At 70.0% G+C, this 23,774-nt stretch carries 17 protein-coding genes; 7 read left to right on the forward strand and 10 right to left on the reverse strand.

Going from position 1 to position 23,774, the window contains the following annotated elements; genetic code table 11:
• Nucleotides 1-6 precede the first annotated feature (6 nt).
• Both AB0C27_RS42655 and AB0C27_RS42660 read right to left on the reverse strand, forming a co-directional pair.
• A complete protein-coding gene (locus AB0C27_RS42655) occupies nt 7-1,026 on the reverse strand; it encodes a hypothetical protein (RefSeq protein WP_357857222.1) in 1,020 nt (339 codons plus the stop codon).
• Nucleotides 1,023-1,529, reverse strand: a complete 507-nt coding sequence (locus tag AB0C27_RS42660) for a SigE family RNA polymerase sigma factor (RefSeq protein ID WP_357857224.1) — start codon at nt 1,527-1,529, stop codon at nt 1,023-1,025. Before AB0C27_RS42660 ends, AB0C27_RS42655 begins: the two co-directional genes overlap by 4 nt.
• Nucleotides 1,530-2,209: 680 nt before the next feature.
• On the opposite strand from AB0C27_RS42660, the gene AB0C27_RS42665 reads away from it, so the two are divergent.
• Nucleotides 2,210-3,199: an AraC family transcriptional regulator gene (locus tag AB0C27_RS42665; protein ID WP_357857227.1), complete on the forward strand. Its 990-nt coding sequence runs from the start codon at nt 2,210-2,212 to the stop codon at nt 3,197-3,199.
• A 33-nt stretch (nt 3,200-3,232) separates the two neighbouring features.
• On the opposite strand, the gene AB0C27_RS42670 is transcribed toward AB0C27_RS42665, so the two are convergent.
• From AB0C27_RS42670 to AB0C27_RS42700, 7 genes are all read right to left on the reverse strand, one after another.
• Entirely contained in the window at nt 3,233-5,389 is a 2,157-nt protein-coding gene (locus AB0C27_RS42670; RefSeq protein WP_357857230.1) for an AfsR/SARP family transcriptional regulator, read from the reverse strand.
• Between the two features lie 165 nt (nt 5,390-5,554).
• A complete protein-coding gene (locus AB0C27_RS42675) occupies nt 5,555-6,709 on the reverse strand; it encodes an acyl-CoA dehydrogenase family protein (RefSeq protein WP_357857233.1) in 1,155 nt (384 codons plus the stop codon).
• A gap of 51 nt (nt 6,710-6,760) precedes the next feature.
• Nucleotides 6,761-7,861 carry a lantibiotic dehydratase C-terminal domain-containing protein gene (locus AB0C27_RS42680; protein ID WP_357857235.1) on the reverse strand — a complete coding sequence of 367 codons (1,101 nt, stop codon included), beginning with the start codon at nt 7,859-7,861 and terminating at the stop codon, nt 6,761-6,763.
• Nucleotides 7,862-7,881: 20 nt separating this feature from the next.
• Nucleotides 7,882-10,638 carry a lantibiotic dehydratase gene (locus AB0C27_RS42685; RefSeq protein WP_357857238.1) on the reverse strand — a complete coding sequence of 919 codons (2,757 nt, stop codon included), beginning with the start codon at nt 10,636-10,638 and terminating at the stop codon, nt 7,882-7,884.
• Between the two features lie 27 nt (nt 10,639-10,665).
• Nucleotides 10,666-12,285, reverse strand: a complete 1,620-nt coding sequence (locus tag AB0C27_RS42690) for a SagB family peptide dehydrogenase (protein ID WP_357857241.1) — start codon at nt 12,283-12,285, stop codon at nt 10,666-10,668.
• 38 nt (nt 12,286-12,323) lie between these two features.
• Nucleotides 12,324-14,288: a TOMM precursor leader peptide-binding protein gene (locus AB0C27_RS42695; RefSeq protein ID WP_357857244.1), complete on the reverse strand. Its 1,965-nt coding sequence runs from the start codon at nt 14,286-14,288 to the stop codon at nt 12,324-12,326.
• Nucleotides 14,279-16,528, reverse strand: a complete 2,250-nt coding sequence (locus AB0C27_RS42700; RefSeq protein ID WP_357857247.1) for a TOMM precursor leader peptide-binding protein — start codon at nt 16,526-16,528, stop codon at nt 14,279-14,281. Before AB0C27_RS42700 ends, AB0C27_RS42695 begins: the two co-directional genes overlap by 10 nt.
• 344 nt (nt 16,529-16,872) lie before the next feature.
• On the opposite strand from AB0C27_RS42700, the gene AB0C27_RS42705 reads away from it, so the two are divergent.
• The 6 genes from AB0C27_RS42705 to AB0C27_RS42730 all read left to right on the forward strand — a co-directional run bounded on the left by AB0C27_RS42705 (nt 16,873) and on the right by AB0C27_RS42730 (nt 22,679).
• Nucleotides 16,873-17,070 carry a thiazolylpeptide-type bacteriocin gene (locus AB0C27_RS42705; RefSeq protein WP_245956185.1) on the forward strand — a complete coding sequence of 66 codons (198 nt, stop codon included), beginning with the start codon at nt 16,873-16,875 and terminating at the stop codon, nt 17,068-17,070.
• Nucleotides 17,071-17,258: 188 nt separating this feature from the next.
• Entirely contained in the window at nt 17,259-19,175 is a 1,917-nt protein-coding gene (locus tag AB0C27_RS42710) for a TOMM precursor leader peptide-binding protein (protein WP_357857250.1), read from the forward strand.
• 172 nt (nt 19,176-19,347) lie between these two features.
• On the forward strand, nt 19,348-19,683 hold the full coding sequence (locus tag AB0C27_RS42715) for a YciI family protein (protein ID WP_357857253.1): 336 nt from the start codon (nt 19,348-19,350) through the stop codon (nt 19,681-19,683).
• Nucleotides 19,680-21,113 (forward strand): sigma-70 family RNA polymerase sigma factor, encoded by a 1,434-nt coding sequence (locus AB0C27_RS42720; protein ID WP_357857256.1) that lies wholly within the window; start codon nt 19,680-19,682, stop codon nt 21,111-21,113. Before AB0C27_RS42715 ends, AB0C27_RS42720 begins: the two co-directional genes overlap by 4 nt.
• Nucleotides 21,110-21,604: a DinB family protein gene (locus AB0C27_RS42725; RefSeq protein WP_357857259.1), complete on the forward strand. Its 495-nt coding sequence runs from the start codon at nt 21,110-21,112 to the stop codon at nt 21,602-21,604. Before AB0C27_RS42720 ends, AB0C27_RS42725 begins: the two co-directional genes overlap by 4 nt.
• A gap of 193 nt (nt 21,605-21,797) precedes the next feature.
• On the forward strand, nt 21,798-22,679 hold the full coding sequence (locus tag AB0C27_RS42730; RefSeq protein WP_357857262.1) for an alpha/beta fold hydrolase: 882 nt from the start codon (nt 21,798-21,800) through the stop codon (nt 22,677-22,679).
• 153 nt (nt 22,680-22,832) lie between these two features.
• Here AB0C27_RS42730 and AB0C27_RS42735 read toward each other — a convergent pair whose 3' ends face one another.
• Nucleotides 22,833-23,573 (reverse strand): alpha/beta hydrolase, encoded by a 741-nt coding sequence (locus AB0C27_RS42735; protein WP_357857265.1) that lies wholly within the window; start codon nt 23,571-23,573, stop codon nt 22,833-22,835.
• Nucleotides 23,574-23,774: the final 201 nt, after the last annotated feature.

Genomic DNA, 23,774 nt, shown 5'->3' on the forward strand with positions numbered 1-23,774 from the left:
CGGAGCCTACTTCCGGTAGACGCCGATGGCCCACTTCACCGGCCGGTTGGTGGACTCCCCCCAGAACCCCACCCGTCCCGTGACGGTGACCCGCTTGCCCTTGGGCACCGTGAACTCCTCCATCGCCGTCGGGAACGGGCCCTCCTTCCAGACGCCGCAGCCCGAGCGCGTGGGCGACTCCTTGCCGCCGACCTGATATTTGAACCACATGCGTCCGGCCAGGTCGCCGGAGCAGATCTGGTCGATGCCGATGGGGTCGCCGGTGCCCACCACCTGCATCTCGATCGTCGACTCGCCCGGCCAGGCGCCCCTGAACTGGGCGATCATCCTCTTACCGGCCAGCCGCTCGGGCATCGCCCTGACCGGCTCGGGGGTGACCATCCTGGCGGGCGGGATCCACTGATAGACCGCGAGGTCCCAGTCGGACCGCTGGGGCTTGACCGCCTCGCACGGCCCGTTTCTGGTCCGCATGACGCAGCCTCCGCCGGAGGTGGTCCGGTCGAACGTGACCGTGACCTCCTCGGCGTCCTTCGGCACGATCAGCGGCCGCAGCTCCATGTCCTCGGGGCACGGTGAGAAACCGCGCGGGCCCGTGTTCCTGCCGTTCACCAGGACCCGTGGCGACGCGCCGGACTCGCCGTCGCACCGCGCCGCGACGTCCAGCGGCTCTCCGGAGACCGGGATCGTGACCGAGGTCTTCACGCCCGACGCGACGAGCCTGGTCGTGGCCAGCCGGCGGTAGACGGTGCCGTCGGGGGCGGTGTAGCGCTCGGGCAGGCCGGACGCGGGTTCGGCGGTGACCGTCGTCGCGGGTGGGGGCTCCTCGGCCGTACCGGGAAGCAGGGCGACGATCACCACGACGGCGGCCACCACCGACGCCACCGACACCGCCCCGCCCACCATCGCCCGCCTGCGCATGCGGCGCCGGCGGATGCGGGCGCGGACCTCGTCGTGGCGGTGCGGGTTCGCGGGCGACGGCCCCTCGGCCCGCTCCCGCAGGACGTCACGCAGATCTTGTACGGTCACCGGCGCAGCTCCTTCACCATCGCCTCGTCCTGTCGCAGCTTCGTCAGCGCCTTCGCGGTCTGGCTCTTGACCGTGCCCTCCTGGCAGCCCAGCAGCCCGGCCACCTCGCTCACGGGCAGGTCCTCGTAGAAGCGCAGCACGATCACCGCGCGCTGACGGGCCGGCAGCCGGCCCACCGCCCGCCACAGCTCCTCGCGCCTCCCGCCGGCCAGATCACCGGCCGGGTCGCCGGCCGTGTCGTGCGGTGCCGCCTCGGGGAGGTCGTCGCTCGGCAGCTCTCTGCGCCACCGCCGCCGCCACCATGACGTGTACGTGTGCACCAGCACCTTGCGTACGTACGCCTCGGGCTCGTCGATGCCCGGCCAGGCGAACCACGCCTTGGACAGCGACTCCTGCAGCAGGTCCTCCGCGATGCCCCAATCCCGGGTCAGCAGATACGCGGTCCGTAACAGCCGGTCCGACCGCGACACCACGAAATCCTGAAATATCGCCCTATCCGCCAACTTGACGTGCCTCCTGTGCGAGCCGGTTGACGGTAGTGACGCATCGACCGCCCCGTCAGGTTGCCCGCCCACACGACCACACGGCACCTGGCGGTGTCTCGAACACCGCTCCGCCCGCTGCGCCCACGAGGCGTCCCGTTAACCTTCGGACCATGACATACGATCATGACCCTCTCGACAAGCTCGCCGCCCTTGTCCCCCCGCCATCGTCGCCCCTTTTCGGCTCACGCGCGCCTGGAATGACGTTTTCGCCGATCTCGGATTACGCCTTCTCGACAAACAGGGTTGTGCTCCAGCGGCTCAGGAAATGATGACCGTCGGGAATCATGAGTGGGCGTCCGGCAGCCGATATCGCAGTAGCCTTCTTGTGCAGGGCGCAAATAGTCATCTGCTGGTGTGTGAAAGGTGGTAGTCGCGCCTTCCTCAGTGTGACCCAGAGTCCGGACGTTCGCCGCCGCCCTGACGACTGGGTCGCCATGGCATGACGCAGCCTGCGACAGCGGCCTCTGGCACCAGGACCTGGCGGGCCGAGACCCGAGTTTATCCGCGCATCCGGTGAGGCGTGAATTATTTACAAGTACTTGGAACTGTCCGGATCCGCGTTTACAGTATCGCCGCCTGTCGCTAGCCTGCTGACCGCAGGAGGAAGAGTTGCCAGAGTGTGCAGGGAGCGTGGTGCGATGAGAAATGTCAATGCGCAGGAACGAGAATACGCACCGGACTTATCGATAAGATATCCGGCCGTCGCCGCGGAGGTCGACCAGTTACGAGAATTGCTGGAGCAGCAGTACCCGTCGTACTTCCTCCAGATCATCAAGCCCCATCCGAGCGGCGCTCGCTACCAGCTGCTCCACACGGGAAAGGCCACGCTCTACACCGCGTCCTACGGCGGAGAGATCCGCACCGGGACGTCGGAGTCGATGAACTTCTACGCGATCATGCCGCTGCACGGAGCCGGCGAGGTGGCGATCAACGGGGAGGACGTCTCCGCGCCGATCTCCCTCATCGGCCCCCAGCAGAAGATCGACATGCGCTGGAGCATCGACCACGAAGTCATGGTGATGCAGATCCCGTCGGCACTGCTCCAGGAGGCGCTGGAGCCTTACCTGGGTGATCCGGTCAAGGAGCGGTTGCGGTTCGAGCCGAGGGCCGGCACCGGCAGCGCGCTCGGCCGCACGTTCAGCATGCTGTCGTCGATCGGTGCGGCAGGTTCGCTGCCGTTCTCGGCCTCGAAGCTCGCCGAGCACCACTTCGAGCAGTTCCTGCTGCACACCCTGCTCTCGTCCCAGCCGCACAACTACTCCCACGAACTCGGCCGGCCCCCCGCCTCGTGGACCTCCGCCGCGCTCCGGCGGGCGATCCGCTACTGCGAGGACCACGCCGGCGAGCCGATCACCCTCGCCGACATCGCCGCCGCCGCCAGGGTCAGCGTCCGCACCCTCCAGCTCGGCTTCCGCGAGCATCTGCAGACCACCCCGATGGCCTATCTCCGCTCCGTACGGCTGGCGCACGCCCACGCCGACCTGGTCCACATCGCCGGGACGGACAGCCCGGCGACCGTCACGGACGTGGCACTCCGGTGGGGATTCACCCACCTCGGCCGCTTCGCGGCCCTTTACCGGCAGACCTACGGCCGGCCGCCGTCCAGCACCCGGCAAGGACGCCGGTGAGCCTGGCGGCCGCCTGACCCTGAGCAGGCCCGTTCAAGCGGGTGCCTGGTCCGCTCGTTCGAGGTCGATCGCCACCGCCGCGATGATCTGCCGCGCCCGGATCACGGCCGCGATGTCACCCAGTTGTTCGGCCGCCTTCAGCGCGGCCTCATGGATGCCGGCCTTCGCGCGCCAGTCGCTGCGATGGTCGCACCAGGGCGTCAACGCCGCCGCCAGCTGGATGACATGGGAGGGGAAGTCGTTCCTCAGCGCCTGGCGCAGCACGGTGAACAGGACCGTGTGCTCGGCCCGGAACCACTCCAGCGCCTGCCCGCGGCAGGTGAGGCGCTCCGGCCGCACCCCGGGAGCCGGCGGGCTGGGCACGATCACGAGCGCCTCCGGCGTGAGGAGCCGCGTGGCCCGGTACGCGGTGTGCAGGTAGTGCTCGATCACCCGCCGTGCCGCCTGCCGGTGCAGCCGGACGTCGGCGATGCGGGCGAGATCGTGCGCGTATGTACGGAGCAGGTTGTGCAGCGTGACCCTGCCGGGAACGGCCTCGGCCACCAGATGCGCCTCCAGGAGCACGTCCAGCAGCCGATCGGCCTGCACCCTGTTGACGGCAGCCAGACTGGCCACGGCCGCCCGGGCGATGTCGGGCCCCGGATGGATCGCCAGCAGCGAGAACAGGTGGGCCGCCTTGGCGGGCAGGAGGTCGTAGGAGTGGGAGAACACGGTGCGCATGTCGGTGCGGGCGTCCCGGGTGGCCAGCACGCTGACGTCGGTGCGGGCGCGGCGCAGTTCGGCCGAGAGCGCCGCGAGCGGAGCGGACGGTGCCGCGGTCGCGCGGCCGGCCGCGATGGCCAGGGAAAGGGGCAGCCGCCCGCACAGATCGATGATCTCATCGGTGGCGCGCGCGTCGGCCTCGACGCACTCGCGGCCCAACCGGCCGGCCAGCAGTTGCCGGGACTCGCGATGGGTGAGGACGTCCAGCGTGAGCAACGCGGCCGCGTGCCGGCTGACCAGGCTGTTCAGCCCCTGCCGGCTGGTGATCACCACCATGCACGCGGTGCCTCCCGGCAGCAGCCCCCGTACCTGGTCGGCGTCGCGGGCGTTGTCGAGCAGCACCAGCGCGCGCCGGCCTGCCAGCAGCGTCCGGTACAGCGCGATCCTGGCCTGCGGATCGACCGGGATCCGGGGTTTCGCCACGCCCAAGGTCTGCAGAAAGCTGGACAGAACGTCATGCGGGTCCAGTGCGCTCTCGCCCGGCCCGAAGCCCTGCAGATCGGCGTACAGCTGACCGTCAGGGAAGCGTTCGGCGGCCAGGTGCGCCCAGTGCACGGCCAGGCAGGTCTTGCCGACGCCGGCGGTGCCGGTGATGACGCAGACGCTGCTGTTGCCGCCGAGCAGCCCGTCCAGCCGCTTCAGCTCCTCGTCCCTGCCGGTGAACTCGGCCACGTCCGCCGGGAGCTGGCGGGGCGTGATCGGCGCCGCCCGCACCGCGCGGTCCTCCAGCAGGCCGGCGTGAATGCGCCGCAGCTCGGCGGAAGGGGCGGTGCCCAGCTCCTCGCTCAGCCCGCGCCTGAGCCGCTCGTACGCCGACAGAGCCTCGGCCCGCCTGCCGCAGCCGTCCAGCGCCAGGAGCAGGCGCGCCCACAACGGCTCGTGCCACGGATGACGGGCCACCAGCCTGCGTGCCTCGGGCACCAGCTCACTGTGGCGTCCCGCGGCCAGCCCCAGGTCGAGCCGGCGTTCCGCGGCGGACACGTGCATATCCAGCAGGTGCGCGGCGTCGGCCCCGTGCAGCGCCGGAGAGTCGATCCCCTCGAACGGCTGCCCCCGCCACAGGGCCAGCGCCCGCTCCAGGGCCGCCGGCTCGGCTTCGGTGTCGCGCGCCTGCGCCGCCTCGGCGAGCAGCCGGCGAAACAGCAGCGCGTCGACCCGATCGGGTTCCACCCGCAGGTGGTAGCCCAGTGACGTCGTCTCGATCGCCTCCGCGCCGAGCGTGTTGCGCAGCCGGGCGATGTAGGTGTGGACGCTGCGCCTGACGTTGTCCGGCAGATCACCCGCCCATACCACCGAGGCCAGCCGATCCACCGACACCGTCTCGCCCGCCGACAGCGCGAGGACGGCCAGCAGCGTCCGCAGCCGGTTCGAGCCCAGCTCGACGCGCGCCGTTCCCAGCCGCACGTCGAAGGGGCCCAGGACGGCCACGCGCAGATCCCTCCCCGCATCGGCGGTCACGCGGACCGGCCTTCCGGCGTCCGGCTGCCCTTGATCGTCTGCCACACGCGGACGAGCCTAGCCACCGGCCCATGTCGGAAATATCCACCTCACGTCCTGTCCGCTGCGTGTTCGGGATAGCGGAAGCGCAGGCCCTCAGAAGACCGGCTGGGTGGGGGCCATGCCGAGGCGGACACGTCCGACGGATTCGAAGAAGACGGCGGAGTGGTTGTGGTGCTGAAGCGCGACCATCCCGTCGCGGAAGAGCCGCTCGACGCTGTTGCCCTGGTAGATCGAGGCGGAGCTGCCCAGCTCGTACATGGCCGTCAGCACGTCGCGGCTGGTCTGCGCGGCGTGACTCATGGCGGCGCGCAACGCGGCGCGCAGTTCGAGGGTGACGGGCGTGGCGTTCTCTCCGGCGAGGTCGAGGTCGCGCGCCGCGGCCAGCAGGAGCAGCCGGGCGGCCTGGAGCGCGGCCTCGGACCGGGCGATGACCGTCTGGGTGTGCGCCGACGCGGCGAGCGTGCCGCCGGTCATCGTCCGCTTCGAGACCACGAGCGCGGCCGTCTCCTCGATGGCGCTCTGGGCCACCCCGAGAACGACGGCGGAGCAGCCGGGGACGACGAGCGAAGGAATGTAGCCCTGGTAGCGGGGGCGCTGGACGCGGGCCGGCACGTCCACGCGCGCGACCAGGTCGCCGGGTACGACGGCGTCCTCGACCATGACACTGTGACTTCCCGAGCCGCGCAGGCCACCGGAGTGCCAGGTGTCCTTTACCGACAGTTGCTCCCGGCGCAGCATGAAGAAGCGCACGTCGAGCATGCCGTCGTCGGTCAGGAGCACGTTGTCGCCGTCCTTGATGTAGGCGGCCGCGGCGAACCAGTCGGCGTGGTTGATCCCGCTGACGAGCTTCCAGTGCCCGGACAGCCGGTAACCTCCGTCGCACGGCACGGCGGTCCCCACCATGCTCGACGCCGCGAAGACCGGCTCGGGACCCGATCCCCAGATCCGGGCGTTGCCCGGCTCGTCGAGCAGTGCGCCGATGAATCCCCAGTTGGCGTTCCACACGATCCATCCCGCGGAGGCGTCGAGCCGGCCGAACCCCTCGTACACCTTCAGCACGGTCTCCAGCGGGGCCTCGAAGCCGCCGAGCTCACGTGGCGTGAGCAGGCGGAAGGCGCCGCTGTCGCGCAACTCGCGCACCAGCTTCTCAGGGAGGTCCCGCCCGGCCTCCATGTCGCCGGCGGCCGCGCCGATGGCGGCCTCCAGCTGCGCGGGAAGATCCAGCAGGTGGGCTGTCCGCATGGTCATGTGCTCACTTCGTTCAAGATCGAGATTCATGGTCGAGATTCGTGGCCGGGGTCAGGACGTGGATTCCGCATGGTCCTTCAGGGTGCGCGCCAGGAGGTACGCGAGGTACGCCTCGTCGGCTATCGGCAGGCCGAGCCGGTTGTTCGTCATGTGCAGGTACGACGCGAGCAGATGCGGCAGCAGGATCTCGGGATCGGAGATCACCTTGGGCGCCCTGGAGGTGCCCGCCTTGACGAAGGTGAGCCGGCCGGCGCTCCCGTGCTCCAGCACCTGCTCGCGCAGGCTCTCCCAGTGCCTGGCCCACATCGCCCGGAAGCCGGTCAGCCGGTCCGGCTCGCCGCGCCTGATGCTGTCGTGCGTGTCCATGAACCGGGCCGCGAGCACGTCCTTCATCGAGTCATAACACATGCGGTAACGGGCGCTGTTGTCCTCGACGATGCGGGTCGTCGAGCTCCAGTAGTCGAGCCCGAACGACGAGTTCCAGTAGTCGTGATAACGCTCCAGGAAAGTCGCCATCCGGCCGGTGTCCCGCATGAAAGTGGAGACGCTGATCATCATGAGCTGGGCGGCCAGGCCCAGCAGCACCGGCCTGACGTGCACGTTGGCCGTCCGCAGCAGTCCGATCACCAGATCGCTGGAGAATTCGAAGTGCCGCTCCGCGAGAGGTATCCCGGCCTGCCCGCCGTAGCGATCGTATTCCGGGTGATAGGCGCGGTAATGGAAGGTGTTGTTGTCCTGGACGGGGATCCGCCCCTCCGGGTACATCCGGCGCCGCTCGTTCTCGTCCGGATATTCCATGACGAACAGATCTTCCTGCGCCTTCAGCATGTCCTGGTCGAACGCGTACAGCGCCGGGCGGCTCGCCAGGAACTCCCGCACGGCGGCCTCGGCGGCCGTGCGCACCGCGGAGGTGGCCGCCTCCGTGACCGGCTTCAGCCGCAGCCGGACGTGCGGGCCCTCCATCCAGTAGTTGATGAAGAAGTACCGCTCCAGCAGCCCGCGGTCACGAAGGTCGCGGACCAGCGGTGCGACGCAGTCGGTGAGCATCACCTGGGAATTGGCGCTGTAGAAGATGTGCAGCGCCTGCCACTCGCCCGGCGCCGAGGCAGGTCGCGACCGAGGATCCCCGACGGTGTGCGGCTCTGTTGTCATCCCTGAACTCCCCTGTCTGATCAGTGACCGCGCAGCGGCCGGGTCGTGCCGGTGATCTCGATGGTCTGCTCGGCCACGTACCGTCCCTCAGCCGACCTCAGCCAGATCTGCTCAAGGTCGGGAAGCATCTCTTCGAGCACGATCAGGCGATTGCCCTCACGCGCCATCCGGTCCAGCAACTGGAGCGAGAGAACGCTGCCGAAGTCGATGTACTGGGGCTTGAACGTCGGCATGGAGGTGCCCGCGCCGGGCTTGAGCGGCACCGCGCCGAGCGAGGCGAAAACCCGCTGCGGCAGGCCGTGCTCCCGCTGCCAGCGCCGCCAGGCGAGGAACGACTCCGCGTCGCCGTCCCCGGCGCCGCGCGCGGGGAGGAATTCGGGATGCACGGTCCACCTGCGTCTCGACACGACCACGTCGCCGACGCGGACTCTCGGCCGGCTGCTGATCGTCGTGATCCGCTCGTGGGCGCGCGTGCCGCCCCACAGGTCGATCGTGGCGAAGATGGTCCGGGAGAACAGCAGCATCGCCCGCTGCACCTGCGGCAGCGCCGGCGGAATGATGAAGCCCAGGTAGACCGGGATGACCTCGCGGCCCAGGCGCCACGAGTACAGCCGCAACCTGCTGGTCCGCTCGTCGTGGAGCACGCTGAGCTCGTCCACCGCGATCTGTTCTGACTCGTCCCGGAAGCTCACGTCGCCAGGACAGACCAGTTCGTACGGGGTGATCGCCGGATGCAGGTTCAGGTTCGTGGTGTCGTACCCGCCCGTGACCTCGGCGAACACCGCGTCGGCCGGTTGCAGCTTGGCGAGTTCGTCCCGCAGTTCGGCGGCCAGCCCACCGCGTTCGGCGTCGTCGAAGCAGTGCATGAAGCGGGAGAACAACAGGGTCAGGCCGCTGTAGGTCTGGTTCACCACGGCGAACGGCGTGCCGCCGTCGTCGCCGAGTTGCACGAAGAAACTTCTCGGCTCCAGGTCGAGCAGATGATCGGGCACCAGAGCGGAGACCTCGTCGACGAACTCGTCGTCGAGCAGCACGTCGGTGCCGGACGCCGTGGCCAGTTTCATGCGCCGGATCAGTTCCAGCCGCGCCCGCGTCATCGCCTCCACCTCGGGCAGCCGCAACCAGTTCGGGTCGGGGACGAACACGCCGTCCTCGTCGAAGCTCGGCCGCGAGGTGACCTTCAGGTAGTAGGTGTAGTAGTCCTGGTGGAATTCGTGCACGAACCGCAGCACGTCGTCGCAGCGTCCACCGACTCCGTAGCGGGCGGTGAAGAATCCGTGCAGGCTCAGCCGCTGCGGCACGGTGGAGTCGAACAGCGGCAACAACCGTGCCACCTGGCACAGGGAGGGGGTCAGCGATTGCCGCCATTTGTCCGGGTCGGCCACCGCGCCGGTGCCGGGGACGCTGACGTCCTCGTACACCAGGTTGCTCGGCGTGCTGGGCCGCGCCGCGCCGAGCTCGCGTTGCGTTTCCTCCAGGCCGGCCCTGATCATGCCGAGTAGCCTCCTGCGGGCCTCGTGATCGGCTGACGGGTACAGCTTCACCAGGTCGGAGATGGCGCCGAGCCGGTCGGCGACCGCCTGCGCCCATGGGGCGTCCAGCCGTTCCAGGCCGTGCCGGAACGACTCCACCGGGTCGGCGCTGTGCACGTCCAGGTGCAGGGCCGGCGCCACGAGCAGGCCGAGCTGGAGCAGGCGGCGCAGATACTCGCGCACGTCCTCGGGGGAACGGTTCGGCCGATCGGCCGCGCTGAGCAGCTCGGCCAACTGCCCGAAGGACACCTCCGCCCGCTCGCCCAGGATCCGCATGACCTCCTGCAGCAGGGTGCCCTGACGGAGGAAGAAGAGGTTCTCCCGCATGCTGTCGGCACCCGTCGGGGTGTCGTCGTCACCGACCACCCGGATCCGCCGCACGTAGCGCACCCGTTCCGTGTCGGCGCGCGAGCCCGACGTCAGGCGCATCGTGAGCTCCGGGCGCAGGTCGAGCCGGTCGACGATGACGTCGATCAGGCGGGCGAGCGCCGCGACGTTGAGCCGGGCGTGGCTGCGCCAGACGACGTCGAGGTCGAGGTGCGGGAAGAGGGACCCGCTGCCGGGTACGAACCGCCCGAGCGCGACCGCGGTGAACGTGCTGAACGGGCTCGTCTTGCAGGCGGTGCGGTACACGTACTCCAGCAGCGACCGCTCGATGCGGCGGGCGCGCTTGTTCAGCGGGCCGTCCCCGGCGTCGAGATAGGCCGGCAGGTAGCGGTCCAGCGACGGAGACGCCAGCAACACGCCCTTGCGCAGCCTCGGATCGCGGGCGAGTTCACGCAGGTGGGCGCGGGCCAGGCCGGTCTCATCGGCCACGATGGCGGCGCCGCGCCGGAGTTCCTCGTCATAGGCGGCGCGCTGGTCGAGCCAGCCGAGCAGGGCGGCTCGCCCCTGGTCGTCGAGGTGCGCGGCGAGCGCCCTGGCTGAGGCCAGGTCCTTGGGGAGGCGGCGATTGAAGACATCGCGCCGCAACGTGAGCAGCCGGCGACGCTGCTGCTCGTCGTCATTGTCCGCGACGGACTCCTGCAGCGCGTCGGCGATCACCTGCTTCGCCGCGTCCATGGCGGTCTCGGCCGCCAGCAGGGTGTCCGCCCATCGCGTCCCCTGAGGGTTGGTCAAGGGGGCCACGGCGTCGATGGGCATCCCGGCCACCCGCAGCATGAACTGCGGGGTGACGATCCACTGCCTGCCGTCGTCCCGGCCCGCCGGGGCGTCCGTGCCCAGCGGGAAATCATGGTCTATCACCCGTGTCACCTCTTCGGGTCGGTGAGATCAGCGGAGCCGGAAGCGGAAGTCGGGAGCCTGCTGGCGTTCGTGTCCCAGCATCATGATCAGCAGGGGCCATTCCTGGTCGGTGTCATCGCCGCTCAGGTCGCGCCGCCTGTCCAGGTGCTCGGCGTACGAGACATTGTCGAAGCCGAGCGCGGCCCCGCAGCCGATGTTCGCCGCGGCCGCGGCCAGATACATGGCCTGGGCGGCGGCGCCGACCTCCGCGTTGAGGAACCGGTAACCGCGCTGGCCGGTGGCCGCGATCACCGCGTGCGGCCGTGCCAGCACGGTGACGACGGCGGCGACCTGCTCCATGTTGTAGTTGTTCAGGAAGTAGTTGCGCTGCAGGAACGACGCGCTCACACCGGTGCCGAGGGGCAGCAGCGTGTTGGCGGCGACGTCGTAGTCGTAGGCGTCCGGGGGGACGCCGTCGACGTGGCTCGCGAGCACGGCCAGCCTGGTGAGCTCCGGCGTGCCGTCCGGCTGTTTGACATCCGACACGAGCCGGGCTCCCAGGGTTCCCGCGCGCAGCACCGCGGCCAGTTCGGCCTGTCCGAGACGGTGGTGTGCGCTGAATCTGCCGAAGCTGCTGCGGCGAGCGCGCAGGGCTTCCCGTACGGTGGCGTCGAGCGGGAGCGGATCGGCCAGCTCGATCGCGTCGCCGCTGCCGCCGCTGTGGTTCGGCTTTGCCGCTTTCAGCCGGTCAGCCGGTGCATCGCCGGTCGGCGGAGTGGTGACGGTCGAGGCGTGGACGCGCTCGATCGCGGGATGCCGGACGACCGTACGTGACCGTTCCGTGGGGACGGCGGTGACACGAAGTCCGGGCCGGCCTTCCGGGGACGGGCCCCCGCCGCCGGGCAGCGGCACCACGGCGAACACGCTCTCCTCGTGCGTCCGTACGCCCAGCAGCCGGTTGAGTGCTTCCTCGTCGAAATTGAGCAGCGGGCGCAGCGGGAAGCCGGCCGCTCTCGACCACAACTGCCACGTCCCCAGCGCCGTGCCCACGTCCATGGTGACCACGTGGTAGCCGAAGTTCTGGTACTTGAAGGCGTTCTTCCAGAACTTGACCGTCACGAGCAGGAACTGGTCGCCCGCGGCCTCCGCCGGCGCGATCGCCTGCCGCACCTGGCTCGTCACGTCACCGATCAGCAGTCTCTGCACACCGTGCTGGGCCGGCGAATAGTTGTAGACGCCCGGCAACATCGGCCCGCCGGGCCCGCAGACCCAGTAGATCTCGAGCGGGTACAGGCCGCCCCCGGACGCCGTGCCGCGAGACCACACCGCGCGCGGGTAATGCGGCAGGGCCACCGTGTCGTCGTTGACCGTGACCGCCAGCCTGCGCCCGCCGTAGGCGTAGGAGTCGCGCAGCATCTCGTAGAGCATCGGCAGGGTGAACGCGCCGCCGTCCCCGGGCGGCTGCCCGGTCAGGCTCGCTTCGAGTGAGGCGAGCGCGACCTGCGTGGCCGGCAGCGGGACGGGCGTGATGCCGGGGTAGACGTTGTGCATGCGCGGCTGGTCGGCCCAATCGGGTTTCAGGCTCCAGTTCTCCGCCGGCGATCGGTTGCGGCGCATGATCGCGGTGATGTAGTCGCTCGCCGTTTCGAACGCTTGCTCCGTGTCCATGGACGACTCCTCAGGCGCGCCGGTAGCGGCGAGCCGATTCATTGGAAGGGGTGTGGAGCCCGGTTGAGCTCCGAGGCTTCGAGATCGCGGTCGCGGAGTCCGGCCCGGCGCAGGACGGTGCGGGTCCGCGTCATGTGCAGGGCGCGCTGGCGGCCCCACCCGAAGTCGATCGGTAGCAGGCCGGGGATCACCACGCTCGCCGTGCGCAGGCCGATCTCCGCCTGCTCCGGTGAGGTCTGATCCACCACGATCACGTCGAAACCGGCCTTGACCACGGACTGGACGCAGAACCTGAGGTCGTCCAGCAGATCCAGGGTGCGCGGCCGCTCGTCCGGCCTGCCCGGGAACACCTCCTCCACCGGGGGAAGATCGGCCGGCCGGCCGCCGTCGCCGAGCAGATGGGCGGCGTGCCTGGCCATCTCGGGCAACCCGTAGAGCGGGGCGTGATCGGACAGCGAAAGCACCTTGCCGAAGTCGGCCGCCTTCGCGGTGAGCTCTTCGGCGCGCATCTTCGTGTAGCCGGGGAAATCCGGAATCGCGGACGCGACCTCGTACAAGCCGGAGGCGATCGCCTCCTCGGGATCGAGACTGGCGCCGGCCCCGAAGAGCAGCGTGCCCATGCCGCCGTCTCTGCGCTGGGCGACGGCGATCACGACCGGGATCGGAAATTCGATGCTGGCGTCGAACAGCCGCAGGTCGTAGCCGTACATCGAGAGACGATCCATCATCAGCCGGTTGCGGATCCTCGTGCTGCTGTACGGGTCGATCTCGCGCAGGCGCGGCTTGGCGTACCAGGCGATCAGGAACGCGTCACGCTCGACCAGTTCGAGGAGGGCGTGGAGGATGGCCTCTTCCAGGCAGCCGCCGGACGCGCACCCGTTCGAGCATTCCTGGACGAATCTGCCGGTCTGGTCGATCAGGTGGTAATAGGTGATCGCCGCGGGGACCAGAAGGGGGCGCTCGTCGCGCAGCGAGTAGCCCCATACCCACGGAATCGGCAGATCAGGATGGCAGGGCGTGTAATGCCGGGACCTGGCGTAGAACTCTTCGGTGTAGAGGCCGCATTCGGCGGGATCCAGCGCCGAGCTCCGCAGATTCCGGTAGGTGCCGACCACCGGATCGGAGAAGCGCCGGGGCTGGGTGCCGGCGATCCGCTCGTGGGCCTCCAGTATGCCCAGGAGCGTGCTGCGGGCGTAACTGTCGGAGTGGCCGGCCCAGAACGTCTCATGGACGTATCCGCCACCTGGGATGTCGATCCGGCCTTTCACGTTCGCCGTCGTCGTGCTCGTCATGCTCGGCTCCGCGCCGGTGCCGGCCATCCCGCAGACGGGGTTCGCGTACGCGCCGGGTTCCAGGTCGTGGGCCGAGCTGATCCGGAAGTCATCAACTGACCGTTTCGGGCGGCTGCGCAGGGTCATGCGAGCGGCGTCGGCGCTGTCCTCAGCCGGAACAGCGCATCGCGGGCACTGCGCGTCCGCGACGATCGGATGACGCCGCACCGTCAGGTCTTTCAGCCGGAGCTCGTGCACGAACGGATGGCCGTGCCGGTCGGTGTGTTTCCGCTCCGGCGGCACCCGGACGATCTGCTGAACGGTCCGCCAGATCGCCTCCAGGCCGAACCGGGAGAGGAACGGGGACGTGTGGTGCGCGGCGAGCGATGGCCCGCCTTCCAGGGCCTCACGTTCCACGCCGGTCCGCAGCTGTTGCCACCGTCTGGCCAGGCAGTGGAAACAGGGGCGTGTGCTGTCGAACGGGCCGAGCAGCACGGTGTCGCCGTGCACATGGACAGGCAGCAAGCTCGTCGTGTCGGTGCATGTGCCTGTTTCTGTGTCCGGTGCGTCGAGCCGCCGCATCGCGTCCTGCGCGTCGAGGAGCGCCACGCGAACCGTCACGGGACGGTCGAGTCGCCCGGACGTCCGGGCCAATCGATCGTGCAGGTAGCCGGCGACCAGCAGTCGATCGTTCGCGAGCGCCTGTGGGACCCGCTCCTGCATCACTTGCATCGCGTCAGGAGGACCCGGCAGGTCACCATGGCCGCCTGAGACCTGAGTTCCGGAGTCGTGGTGTCGACGACGAGAACGTCGCGGCCCTCGCCGGCGAGCTCGGCGACCAGGGTCGCGAGATCGCTGGGGTCAGCCGGGTCGGTGGTGTCGCTGGGGTCATGGGGGTCACTGGGGTCGGTGGTGTCGCTGGGGGAGTCGTCCGTTGCGACCGGTACCGGTTCCCCGGACGTGGGCACGGCCCGGGCGTCGAAACCGGGCAGCAGCGGCTCGCCGAGGTCGACGTCCTCGATCTTCGCCAAGTGACGGAGCTGGAGCAGCCCGGCGAGATCTCGCAGAGCTTCGACGAGCGCGTCCTGCCGGGACGACGCGGCCCGCACGGTCCACAGCGGCCGGTCGGCGGAGTCCGGGATCCGAGCGAGCACGATGCCGGCGTTGCGCCAGGGGGAGAGCTCAAGCACCTCCGGCCGGACGCTCAGGTTGCCGCAGGTCCGCAGTAGGAACTCCAGCTCGGAACCCGTTTCAGGGTCCCCGCACAGGACCGGACGCGGTTCACCCCGTCCGGAAACCGTCGCACGCAGCGCCTCGAACGCGATCGCGGACAACAGGCCCGCCCGGACGGCCTCCCCGATGCTCGCCCCGGCTCCGGCACCCGCCCCGCTCCGTTCGAACCACGAGTCGGCGTTGAGCCCCGACCACGGGTGAACCGCTGCGGCGGGCACCAGCCGCTGTTCCCCGCTCACCAAAGACGTCGCGGGAAGCCACGGGATCGTCTCGCGTTCCTCGATCGCGAGCCCCGTGGAGGTGGACAGGTCGGCGGGGGCGAGCGTGTGCGGCAGCTCCGTCGAACCGGTCACCGCGTTCCGGACGCTCGCCACCTGGCCGACGTAGGCGAGCAGCGCGGCGCGCATCGCGCTCCGGCGCGCGACGGGCACGTAGTGCAGGTCGAACGCCGTGATCAGCCGAGTCCGTACGTCGGATCCGGCCTGGGCGCCGAGACGGACCCTGCCGACCTTGAGCGGTGACTGGTCCAATGCCGCGTCGTCGAACGACGACAGCACACCCGTGCGGGAGCCGACCAGTTCGTCGGCCTCCTTCAGCAGCGCCCTGAGCCGCTCCCTGTCATCATGATCGGCGTTGTTCGCGGGGCGGAATGGCCGCGGCGCCGTCTCGTGGACGACGGCCGGCGTGACGGGCCTGGCGCCGAAATCCTGGTGTTCCGCGCAGGAGGGGCAGAGCGGGTGCGGCCACAGCCGCTCGCGCCTGGCCTCCAGCGTGGAGACGTCCTGGATCAGGACGCCATGGTCGGTCTCCGCGTCGAAGCAGCCGGTGACCAGCCGGAACAGGTCGAAGGCGAGCAGGTTGCCGACCATCGCCGCGAGCTGCGGATTGAGCCTCGGCGCGGCCAGGCCCGCGGCTCCGCACGCGATGCCGCGCCACAGGGCGGCCGCCTCGCGTGGCTCGGCGTTGGCTCCGTAGCGGAGCATGGAGCACGTCCAGCAGCCCGCGGTCGCCGGGCGGGTGACCGGACCGATGACGACGCTCGAACCGATCGAGGTGACGGGCAGCACCACGGGGCCGCCGTTCACGCCGATGTCGATCAGCCGCCGCAGCGTACCCATGCCGAGGTCGTCGCCGGACGCGAGCACGAAGTCGTATCCGCTCAGGGCGTGTGGCGTGAGGGCCTCGTCCAGGGTGAGGTCCGGCAGGTGGACCTGCGGAGGGCATCCGGCTTCGGTCAGGTCCGCGACGCATTCCGCCAGTCCCGCCATGGCCGCGGGGGCGCCCTCGGCCGCGCTCTGCGGCGAAGACTCGACCAGGTGCAGTGAGGCGAGCCCGTTGCGCAGCAGACTCTCGGCCGCCGCCCGGTTCACCCGGCCGATGCCCAGCATCAGCACCCTGGCCGTACGGAAGCGCAGAAACCGGGCCTTGGCCTCGTCGACGAAGTGCTCCACATAGTTCAGCTGGGAGGCGAACACCTGCTCGACGGCGGGGTCCAGATCGATGTCGCCCGCCGGAGGCACGTCGCGCGCGAAACCGTTGCCGATCAACGACCGAACCAGGGAGACGACCATCGCCTGCCGTTCGGGCGCGAGGCCCGCGCACAGCTCGGCGAGCGTGTGTTCGCCGGTCAAGTACGGTGCGAGCGAGCACAGGAAACGGTAGGCCCATTGTCCTTTGACGACGTACACCTTTTCGGTGTTGCGCACCACGACTTTGTCGCCGACATCGTAGAACAGCACGTCATGACCCAACCTGGGCCGGACCGCGAGATCATCGGCCGTCGCCGGCTTTTCCCGTCCCGCTTCTGGCTCAAGCTCGGTAGCAGTCATCGTCGAGATCACTTCCTTGGCGTCCGACGCCATGTGCGTTGTGGTGATGAACAGGCAAGAGACCGTGGGTGGCCGTGGGTGGCCGACCTCCACGCGCCCTCTCCGACCGGCGCTGCGCGTTACGTCTCAGGAGTATGGCCGTAGGTTCTTTCGCTTCTCTTTCGGCTGTTGTCGCAGGTGGCAGCGGTGTGAAAGGGGGTCGTTGCGATACTGCGCCTGTTCGGCCCGATCGTGCGAATGAAAGGAAACGCGCTGTGCGGACCATCGTCGAAAAGCCACTGTCGGATCTGTTCCAGGAGCTGGAGCAGCTGGGGTCGGAGACGTTCGAGGTCTCCGACTACACCGAAGTCGACATCCATCTGTCCCCCGTCGCGGCCGCCACGAGCTGCTGCGGTTCCACCAGCACCACGAGTACGAGCTGCAGCAGCGGGACCCAGAGCGGAGAGTGCTAGGGATCCGCGGCAGAGCTGCCTGCGCCGCGGGATCAGCGTGACGTCACCGATCTCGGCTCGGCCGTTGATCTCCCGCTGACGCCGTCGGCTGCTCGCGGGCTCCGCGGGCAGCCGACTCCGCTCGATCGGGGCGCCGGTGGCGGCGTACGCGAAAGTGTTCGTTCATCTCGCGCGAAAGGCTGGAGCAGGTGGCAGCAGCGGCGGAGCAGGACACGGAGACCAGCGCATCGGCGCCGGAGCAGCTCCTGCGCTACCTGGATGCGCGGCTGGAGCAGGAAGACCTGCCCGACGTGGCGGTGCTCGGGCTGCGCGACGCGCTGCACCTGCCCGAAGCGGAGAAGAGCAGTGGGCTCGTGCCGATCTTTTTCGCCGCGGGCTCGGCCGTCCTCGGACCGGTGGTCGCCGGACAGAGCGGCCCGGCCCCGTGCGGGCGATGTCTGGCCCTGCGGTGGCAACGCCTGCGTGCCGCACCGGAACGTGATGCGATCGAACGCGGGCGGCAGGTGCGGTCGCCGGCGTCGTCGCCGTACTTGACGCCCTTCGCCCTTGAAGCGATCTGGCGATTGTGGAACCTGCTGCGGACCAGCGCGACGGACGGCCGACGTCATCGCGCCGGAATCGCCCCGGTCTACGAACTCAATCTGCGGACCCTGCGGGTGTCCCGCTACGACCTGCTGATGGACGCCGCCTGCCCCGTATGCCTGCCGGGTGAACCGGACACCGCGGCCGGCGCCGTCCTCGACCTGCGTCCGATCGTGAAATCGGCGCCTGATCGCTACCGGCAGTTTCACCTGCGTGACCACGACCTGCCGGTCTCGGCACTGACGAATCCGATCTGCGGCGTGGTCGGCCGCTACGCGCACCGCGACGACCTTTCTCCCACCACGTCGCCGAGTTTCGGCATGTTCCACTTTCACGACGGCGTCGCTCCGCAGGAGATCCAATGGAGCGGCCAGACCAATACGTTCGCGACCAGTGAGACCAGCGGGCTGTTCGAAGCGCTCGAACGTTATGCCGGACTCGAACAACGGCGATGGACCGAAGTCACGGTGGGCAGCTTCCACGCATTGTCCGCGCAGGCCCTCGACCCCCGGGAATGCGGCGTCTACGCGGACGAGGTCTACGAATCGGGGGCGTATTCGAGATTCGACCCTGATCGGCCGATTCCCTGGGTGTGGGGTTATTCGCTGCGTGACCGGCGGGCGATTCTGGTGCCGCGGCGCACCGTCTTCTACGGCGGGGCGGATCGCACCGACAACTTCGTGATGGAGTGCTCCAGCGGCTGTGCGAGCGGCGCGAGTGTCGAAGAGGCGATTCTGCACGGAATGCTGGAACTGATCGAGCGTGATTCCTTCCTGCTCGCGTGGTACGGCAAGGCAGCGCTGCCCGAAATCGATCCGGCCACGTGCCGCGACGAATCCCGTTTCCTGATCGACCGGCTACGGCTCTGCGGCTACGACGTGCGCCTCTTCGACATGAGAATCGATCTGCCGGTGCCCGCCGTGCTCGCGGTGGCGGTCCGCCGGGACGGCGGTCCCGGCATACTGACCTTTACGTCCGGCGCGTCCTTGGATCCGGAGCAGGCCGTCGCGTCCGCGCTGTCAGAGGTCGCCTCCTTCGCGCCGACCATGCCCGAGCAGTTCACCAGACGCCCGGACGAGGTCCGGGCGATGACCGAGGACTTCGGCAGGGTCCGCACGCTGATCGACCATCCGGCGCTGTTCGCGGCGCCGGCCATGAGGCATCATGCCGACTTCCTGCTGTCGAACAGCCGGCTGACCCCCATGGGCGAGCTGTACCAGGGGTGGCAGCGGACTCGGCCCAGGAGCGCGGACCTGCTGACGGACCTGTCGTACTGCCGCGATCGGTTGATCGAGGCCGGTCTGGACGTCCTGGTCGTCAATCAGACGGCGCCGGAACAGGAGCTGCTGGGCCTGCGCACGGTCCGCGTGATCGCACCGGGGCTCCTGCCCATCGATTTCGGCTGGTCGCTGCAGCGCGCACTGCGCATGCCCCGGACCCGTAACGCGTTCCGGCGCGCCGGATGGCGGACCACCGACCTGGACGCCTCCGAACTGCATCAGGTGCCGCACCCCTTCGCCTAGTGAGCAGCCGGCCGCGAGGATCCGGGCCGCCGGTGTCGTCTCGGTGCCGGAGCCACCTGCGACGATCCGTGATCGGCGCGGATTTTTCTGGAAGTTTTGCTGCCGCGGGTGTCCGGTCGGGTGGTCGCCGTTCGTCACTAGGGTGAATCGCCACACACCTGAGGAGCGCGACATGCAGTACCTGATGTTCGTCTGCAGCGACCCCGAGCCCGACACCGACCACCGGAACCTGCCCGACATCGAGGCATGGGTGACCGAGAACGACAGCCGCGGCCGGCGGTTGCGCGGGTCGCAGCTCGCGCCGGAGTCCTCCGCGACCACGGTTCGGGTCCGGGAGGGTGAGCTGATCCTCACCGACGGCCCGTTCGCCGAGACCAAGGAGGTGATCGTGGGCTTCGATCTGCTCGAATGCGCCGACCTGGACGAGGCGATCGAGGTCGCCCGTACGCATCCGATGGCCCGGCAGGGGCGGCTGGAGCTGCGCCCGCTCGTCGGCGACGGGCAGTGAGCACGTCCCTGGAGACGCTGGCGGCCGACGCCTACCCGCGGATGGTCGCCACGCTGATCCGCGTCACCGGTGACTGGACGCTGGCCGAGGACTGCGCGCAGGAAGCGCTGGCGGCGGCCGTGCAGCGGTGGCCGCTGGAGGGCGAGCCGGGCAATCCGGGCGGCTGGCTGATGACAGTGGCCCGCAACCGGGCGATCGACGCGCTGCGCCGCGCCTCCGTCGAGCGCCGCAAGCTCGCGGAGGCGGGGGCGCTCGCGCTGACCCAAGTGGACGACACCGTGGGGGAGGGGGAGGTCGTGGACGATCGGCTGCGGCTCGTGTTCACGTGCTGTCATCCGGCGCTGGCGCTGGAGTCGCGCGTGGCGCTGACGTTGCGGACGATCTGCGGGGTGCCCGCCGCGGACATCGCGCGGGCGTTCCTGGTCACCGAGCCGACGATGACCCGCCGCCTGACCAGGGCCAAGCGCAAGATCGCGGACGCGGGGATCCCGTACCGGGTGCCGGCCGGGCCGGCGCTGGCCGAGCGGCTGCCGGGCGTGCTGGCGGTGCTGTATCTGCTGTTCACGCAGGGGTACAACGCCGACGGGCGGCCCGCGTTCGCCGAGGAGGCGATCCGGCTGGCCAGGCTGCTGCGCCGGCTGATGCCTGGGCAGGGCGAGGTGTCGGCGCTGCTGGCGCTGTTCCTGCTGCAACATTCGCGGCGTGCGGCCCGGCAGGACGCCGAGGGCAACCTGCTGCCTCTCGACCGGCAGGACCGGTCCCGCTGGGACACCGTGGCCATCGCCGAGGGGCTGGAGGCGCTGGCCGAGGCGGAGCGGGACAGCCCGTATGCGCTGCAGGCCCGCATCGCCGCCTGCCACGCCGTCGCCCCGTCGGTGCCCGACACGGACTGGGCCGAGATCGCCCGCTGCTACGACGCGCTGGCCGGGATCCGGTCCACGCCCGTGGTCGAACTGAACCGCGCGGTGGCCCACGGTTACGCGTACGGGCCGGGGGCGGGGCTGGCGCTGCTGGGCCGGGCACAGGAGGGCGGCGCGCTGGACGGCCACCCGCTCGCCCTCGCCGCCGAGGCCGACCTGACCGCCCGCCAGGGTGACCGGGACCGTGCCGCCGCCCTGTTCCGCCAGGCGGCGACCGCCGCTCACACCGAATCCGAACGCCGCGCCCTGCTGGACCGCGCGGCCGAGACCGAACGTCCGGCACCGCTGGACTGCGACACCGGCATCGAACGCCAGGCGCCTCTGGACCGCGCCGCCGAGACGGAACGCCAGGCGTCGCCGGACCCTGCCGCTGAGACGGAACGTCAGGCGTCGCTGGACGCCGCCGCCGGGACGGAACGTCAGGCGCGGCTGGGTTGCGACGCCGACAACGAACGGCAGGCGCCGACGGACAGCGCCACTGAGACCACACGACAGGAGCCGGGATCATGATCAGTGCTGAGGCCGAGACGTTGCTCGCCTTCCAGGGCAACCAGCGGCGACACGTCCTGGGCATCCTGGAGGGTCTGAGTGAGGCGGATCTGCGGCGTCCCGTGCTGCCGTCCGGCTGGAGCTGCCTGGGTCTGGTACGGCATCTCGCCCTGGACGTCGAGCGGAACTGGTTCCGCGCCGTGGTCGCCGGTGACCAGGAGGTGATCGACGACCTGGACCGGGCAGGTGACTCCTGGCAGGTCGGCCCGGAGGAGTCCGCCGCGTCGATCCTGGACGACTACCGGCGCCAGATCGAGGCCGCCGACGCCGTCATCGCCGCCACCCCGCTCGACGCGGCGCCCGCCTGGTGGCCCGACCGGTTCGGCGAGTGGCGGCTGCACACGGTGCGGGAGGTCATGCTGCACGTCATCACCGAGACCGCCTGTCATGCCGGTCACCTCGACGCGGCCCGCGAGCTGCTCGACGGCCGGAGGTGGCTGGTCCTGGCGTGAAGCGTCGAGGTCACTGCGGGGCCGGGCCGCCGGTGGCGGGGCACGAGATCGGCCGGCGGTCAGGCCGTCGATTGGCGGCGCATGGAGATCGGTAGGCGGCTGGACCGTCGATCGGCAGGCATGGAGATCGGCAGGTGGCCGGGCCGTCGATAAATATCAGCATTTAGCGGTGGATAGCGGCTACCGTGCCTCCATGTTGGAGACGCATGAGCGATTCGTGGACTCCGGGCCGCTGCGGATCTGGACGGAACGGGTCGGAGATCCCGGACGTCCCGCCGTGTTGATGATCATGGGGTCGGCCGCTCAGGGTGTTAGTTGCCCCGACGCGCTCGTCGGCCGGCTGGTTGAGCGCGGGGTCCAGGTGATCCGGTTCGATCATCGGGACACCGGCCGGTCCAGTGTCGTCGACTTCGACGCTCATCCGTACACGATCGGAGACATGGCCCGCGACTGCCTGGCCGTGCTGGACGGCTATGAGCTGAGCTCCGCTCATGTGGCCGGGGCCTCGTTGGGCGGCATGATCGCGCAGTGGCTGGGGGTGCACGCGCCGGACCGGGTCCGGTCGCTGACGGTGATGTCCAGCTCGCCGATGGGGCACGACCCGAGTGCGGCGTGGGCACGGGCGCAGGCCGGGGAGCCGGCCGACCCGGACGATCTGCCGCCGCCGGCGCCGGAGTTCCTCGCACACCTGGCCGCCGGGCTACCGCCGAGCGTGGAGTCCGACGTGGCGCTGTTCCGGATCTTCAACGGGCCGGTACGGCCGTTCGACGAGCCGGCCGCCCGGACGATGCTGGAGCTCGCGCTGTCGCGAGCTGTCGACCCGGCGGCCGCGGCCAACCACCATCGGGCCGCGTGGATGGACGACCCCGGCCTGCTCGCCCCGCTGCCGGCGATCACCGCGCCGACCTCGATCGTGCACGGCGACCAGGATCCGGTCCACCCGCTCGCCCACGGCGAGGCCCTGGCCGCCGCGATCCCGGGCGCGGTGCTGCACGTCGTGCCCGGAATGGGCCACGTCATGACCTCACCCGGCCTGCCCGAGGAGGTCGCCGACCTGATCAGGATCGACCCCTGATACCGGCAGGCTCCGTCGTTCGGTCACGCTCCGTTCTTCCAGCCCTGGCCGTTCACGACGGCCCGGCTATCCACGAAGGCCCGGCCGACGCGGCCCGCTAGCGAGGGCCCGGCTGACGTGGCCGCTCGTGAGGGGCCGCGCCGGTGCGATGCGTCACGCCCGTGCCCAGAAGGACACGAGCGCGTCGGCCGCCTCCCCGGGAGTCTCGAACATCCACCAATGGGCGGCGCCGGGAAGGGTGACGACGTCGGCGCCGACGCGTTCGGCCATCTCGAACGTGTCCTCGGGGTTCGTGTACGGATCCTCCGGGGTGTGGAACATCAGCGCGGGCCGGCGTGGCGCCCGGGCGAGCTGTTCGCCGAGTTCGCGCAGCGCCGGCTGCACTGCCGAGCGGTAGAGCTTCAACATCGCCTCGCCCATCACCTCGTCGAAGCCCTCGGCGGCACTCGGGCCGAACCGTTCCGGGATCCGGCGGGTGGCGATGAAGTCCGCGCCCGTCCAGGTGAGCATCTTGGCGACCAGCTTCTCGCCCTCCTCCGGGGTCTGCAGGGTCAGGGCTTGCGAATGCCACACATAGTTGGGGTGAAGGAGGCCGCCGCAGTCGGCCGCCCAGGTCCTGAGTAGGTCAGGGCGTTCGGCCGCCACCGCGTACGTGTGACAGGCGCCCCAGTCGTGCCCGACGAGATCGACCGGCGCGCCGATCGCCTCGATCCGGCCGATCAGCCAGTCGCGATATTCGAGCCTGGTGCAGCCGAATCCGTCGGGAATCGGCGCGCCGTAACCAGGGGGCGACAGCAGGACGACGTCGTCGACGCCGCGCTTGTGCAACTCCGGGAGGAACTCGCTCCAGACCGACGTGGTCTCGGGATTTCCGTGCACGAGTATCTTTGGCACCGTTCCTCCTGATCGCAGATGACGGTGTGCGAGCGCCGCCCGCATGGGACCTTTTCGTCCCGGACGCGTACGCCCTCACCGATCAGCTTACGCCGCTCACCTGCGACGACGGCTTCGGCCGTCGGCGCGTCCGCCTGAAAGCCGGCAACGAGGGCCGGCAACGAGGGCCGGTCGGCGAGGGCCGGCCAGCGAGGGCCGGCC

The organism is Nonomuraea sp. NPDC048882, from assembly GCF_040649755.1.
Classification (GTDB): domain Bacteria; phylum Actinomycetota; class Actinomycetes; order Streptosporangiales; family Streptosporangiaceae; genus Nonomuraea; species Nonomuraea maheshkhaliensis.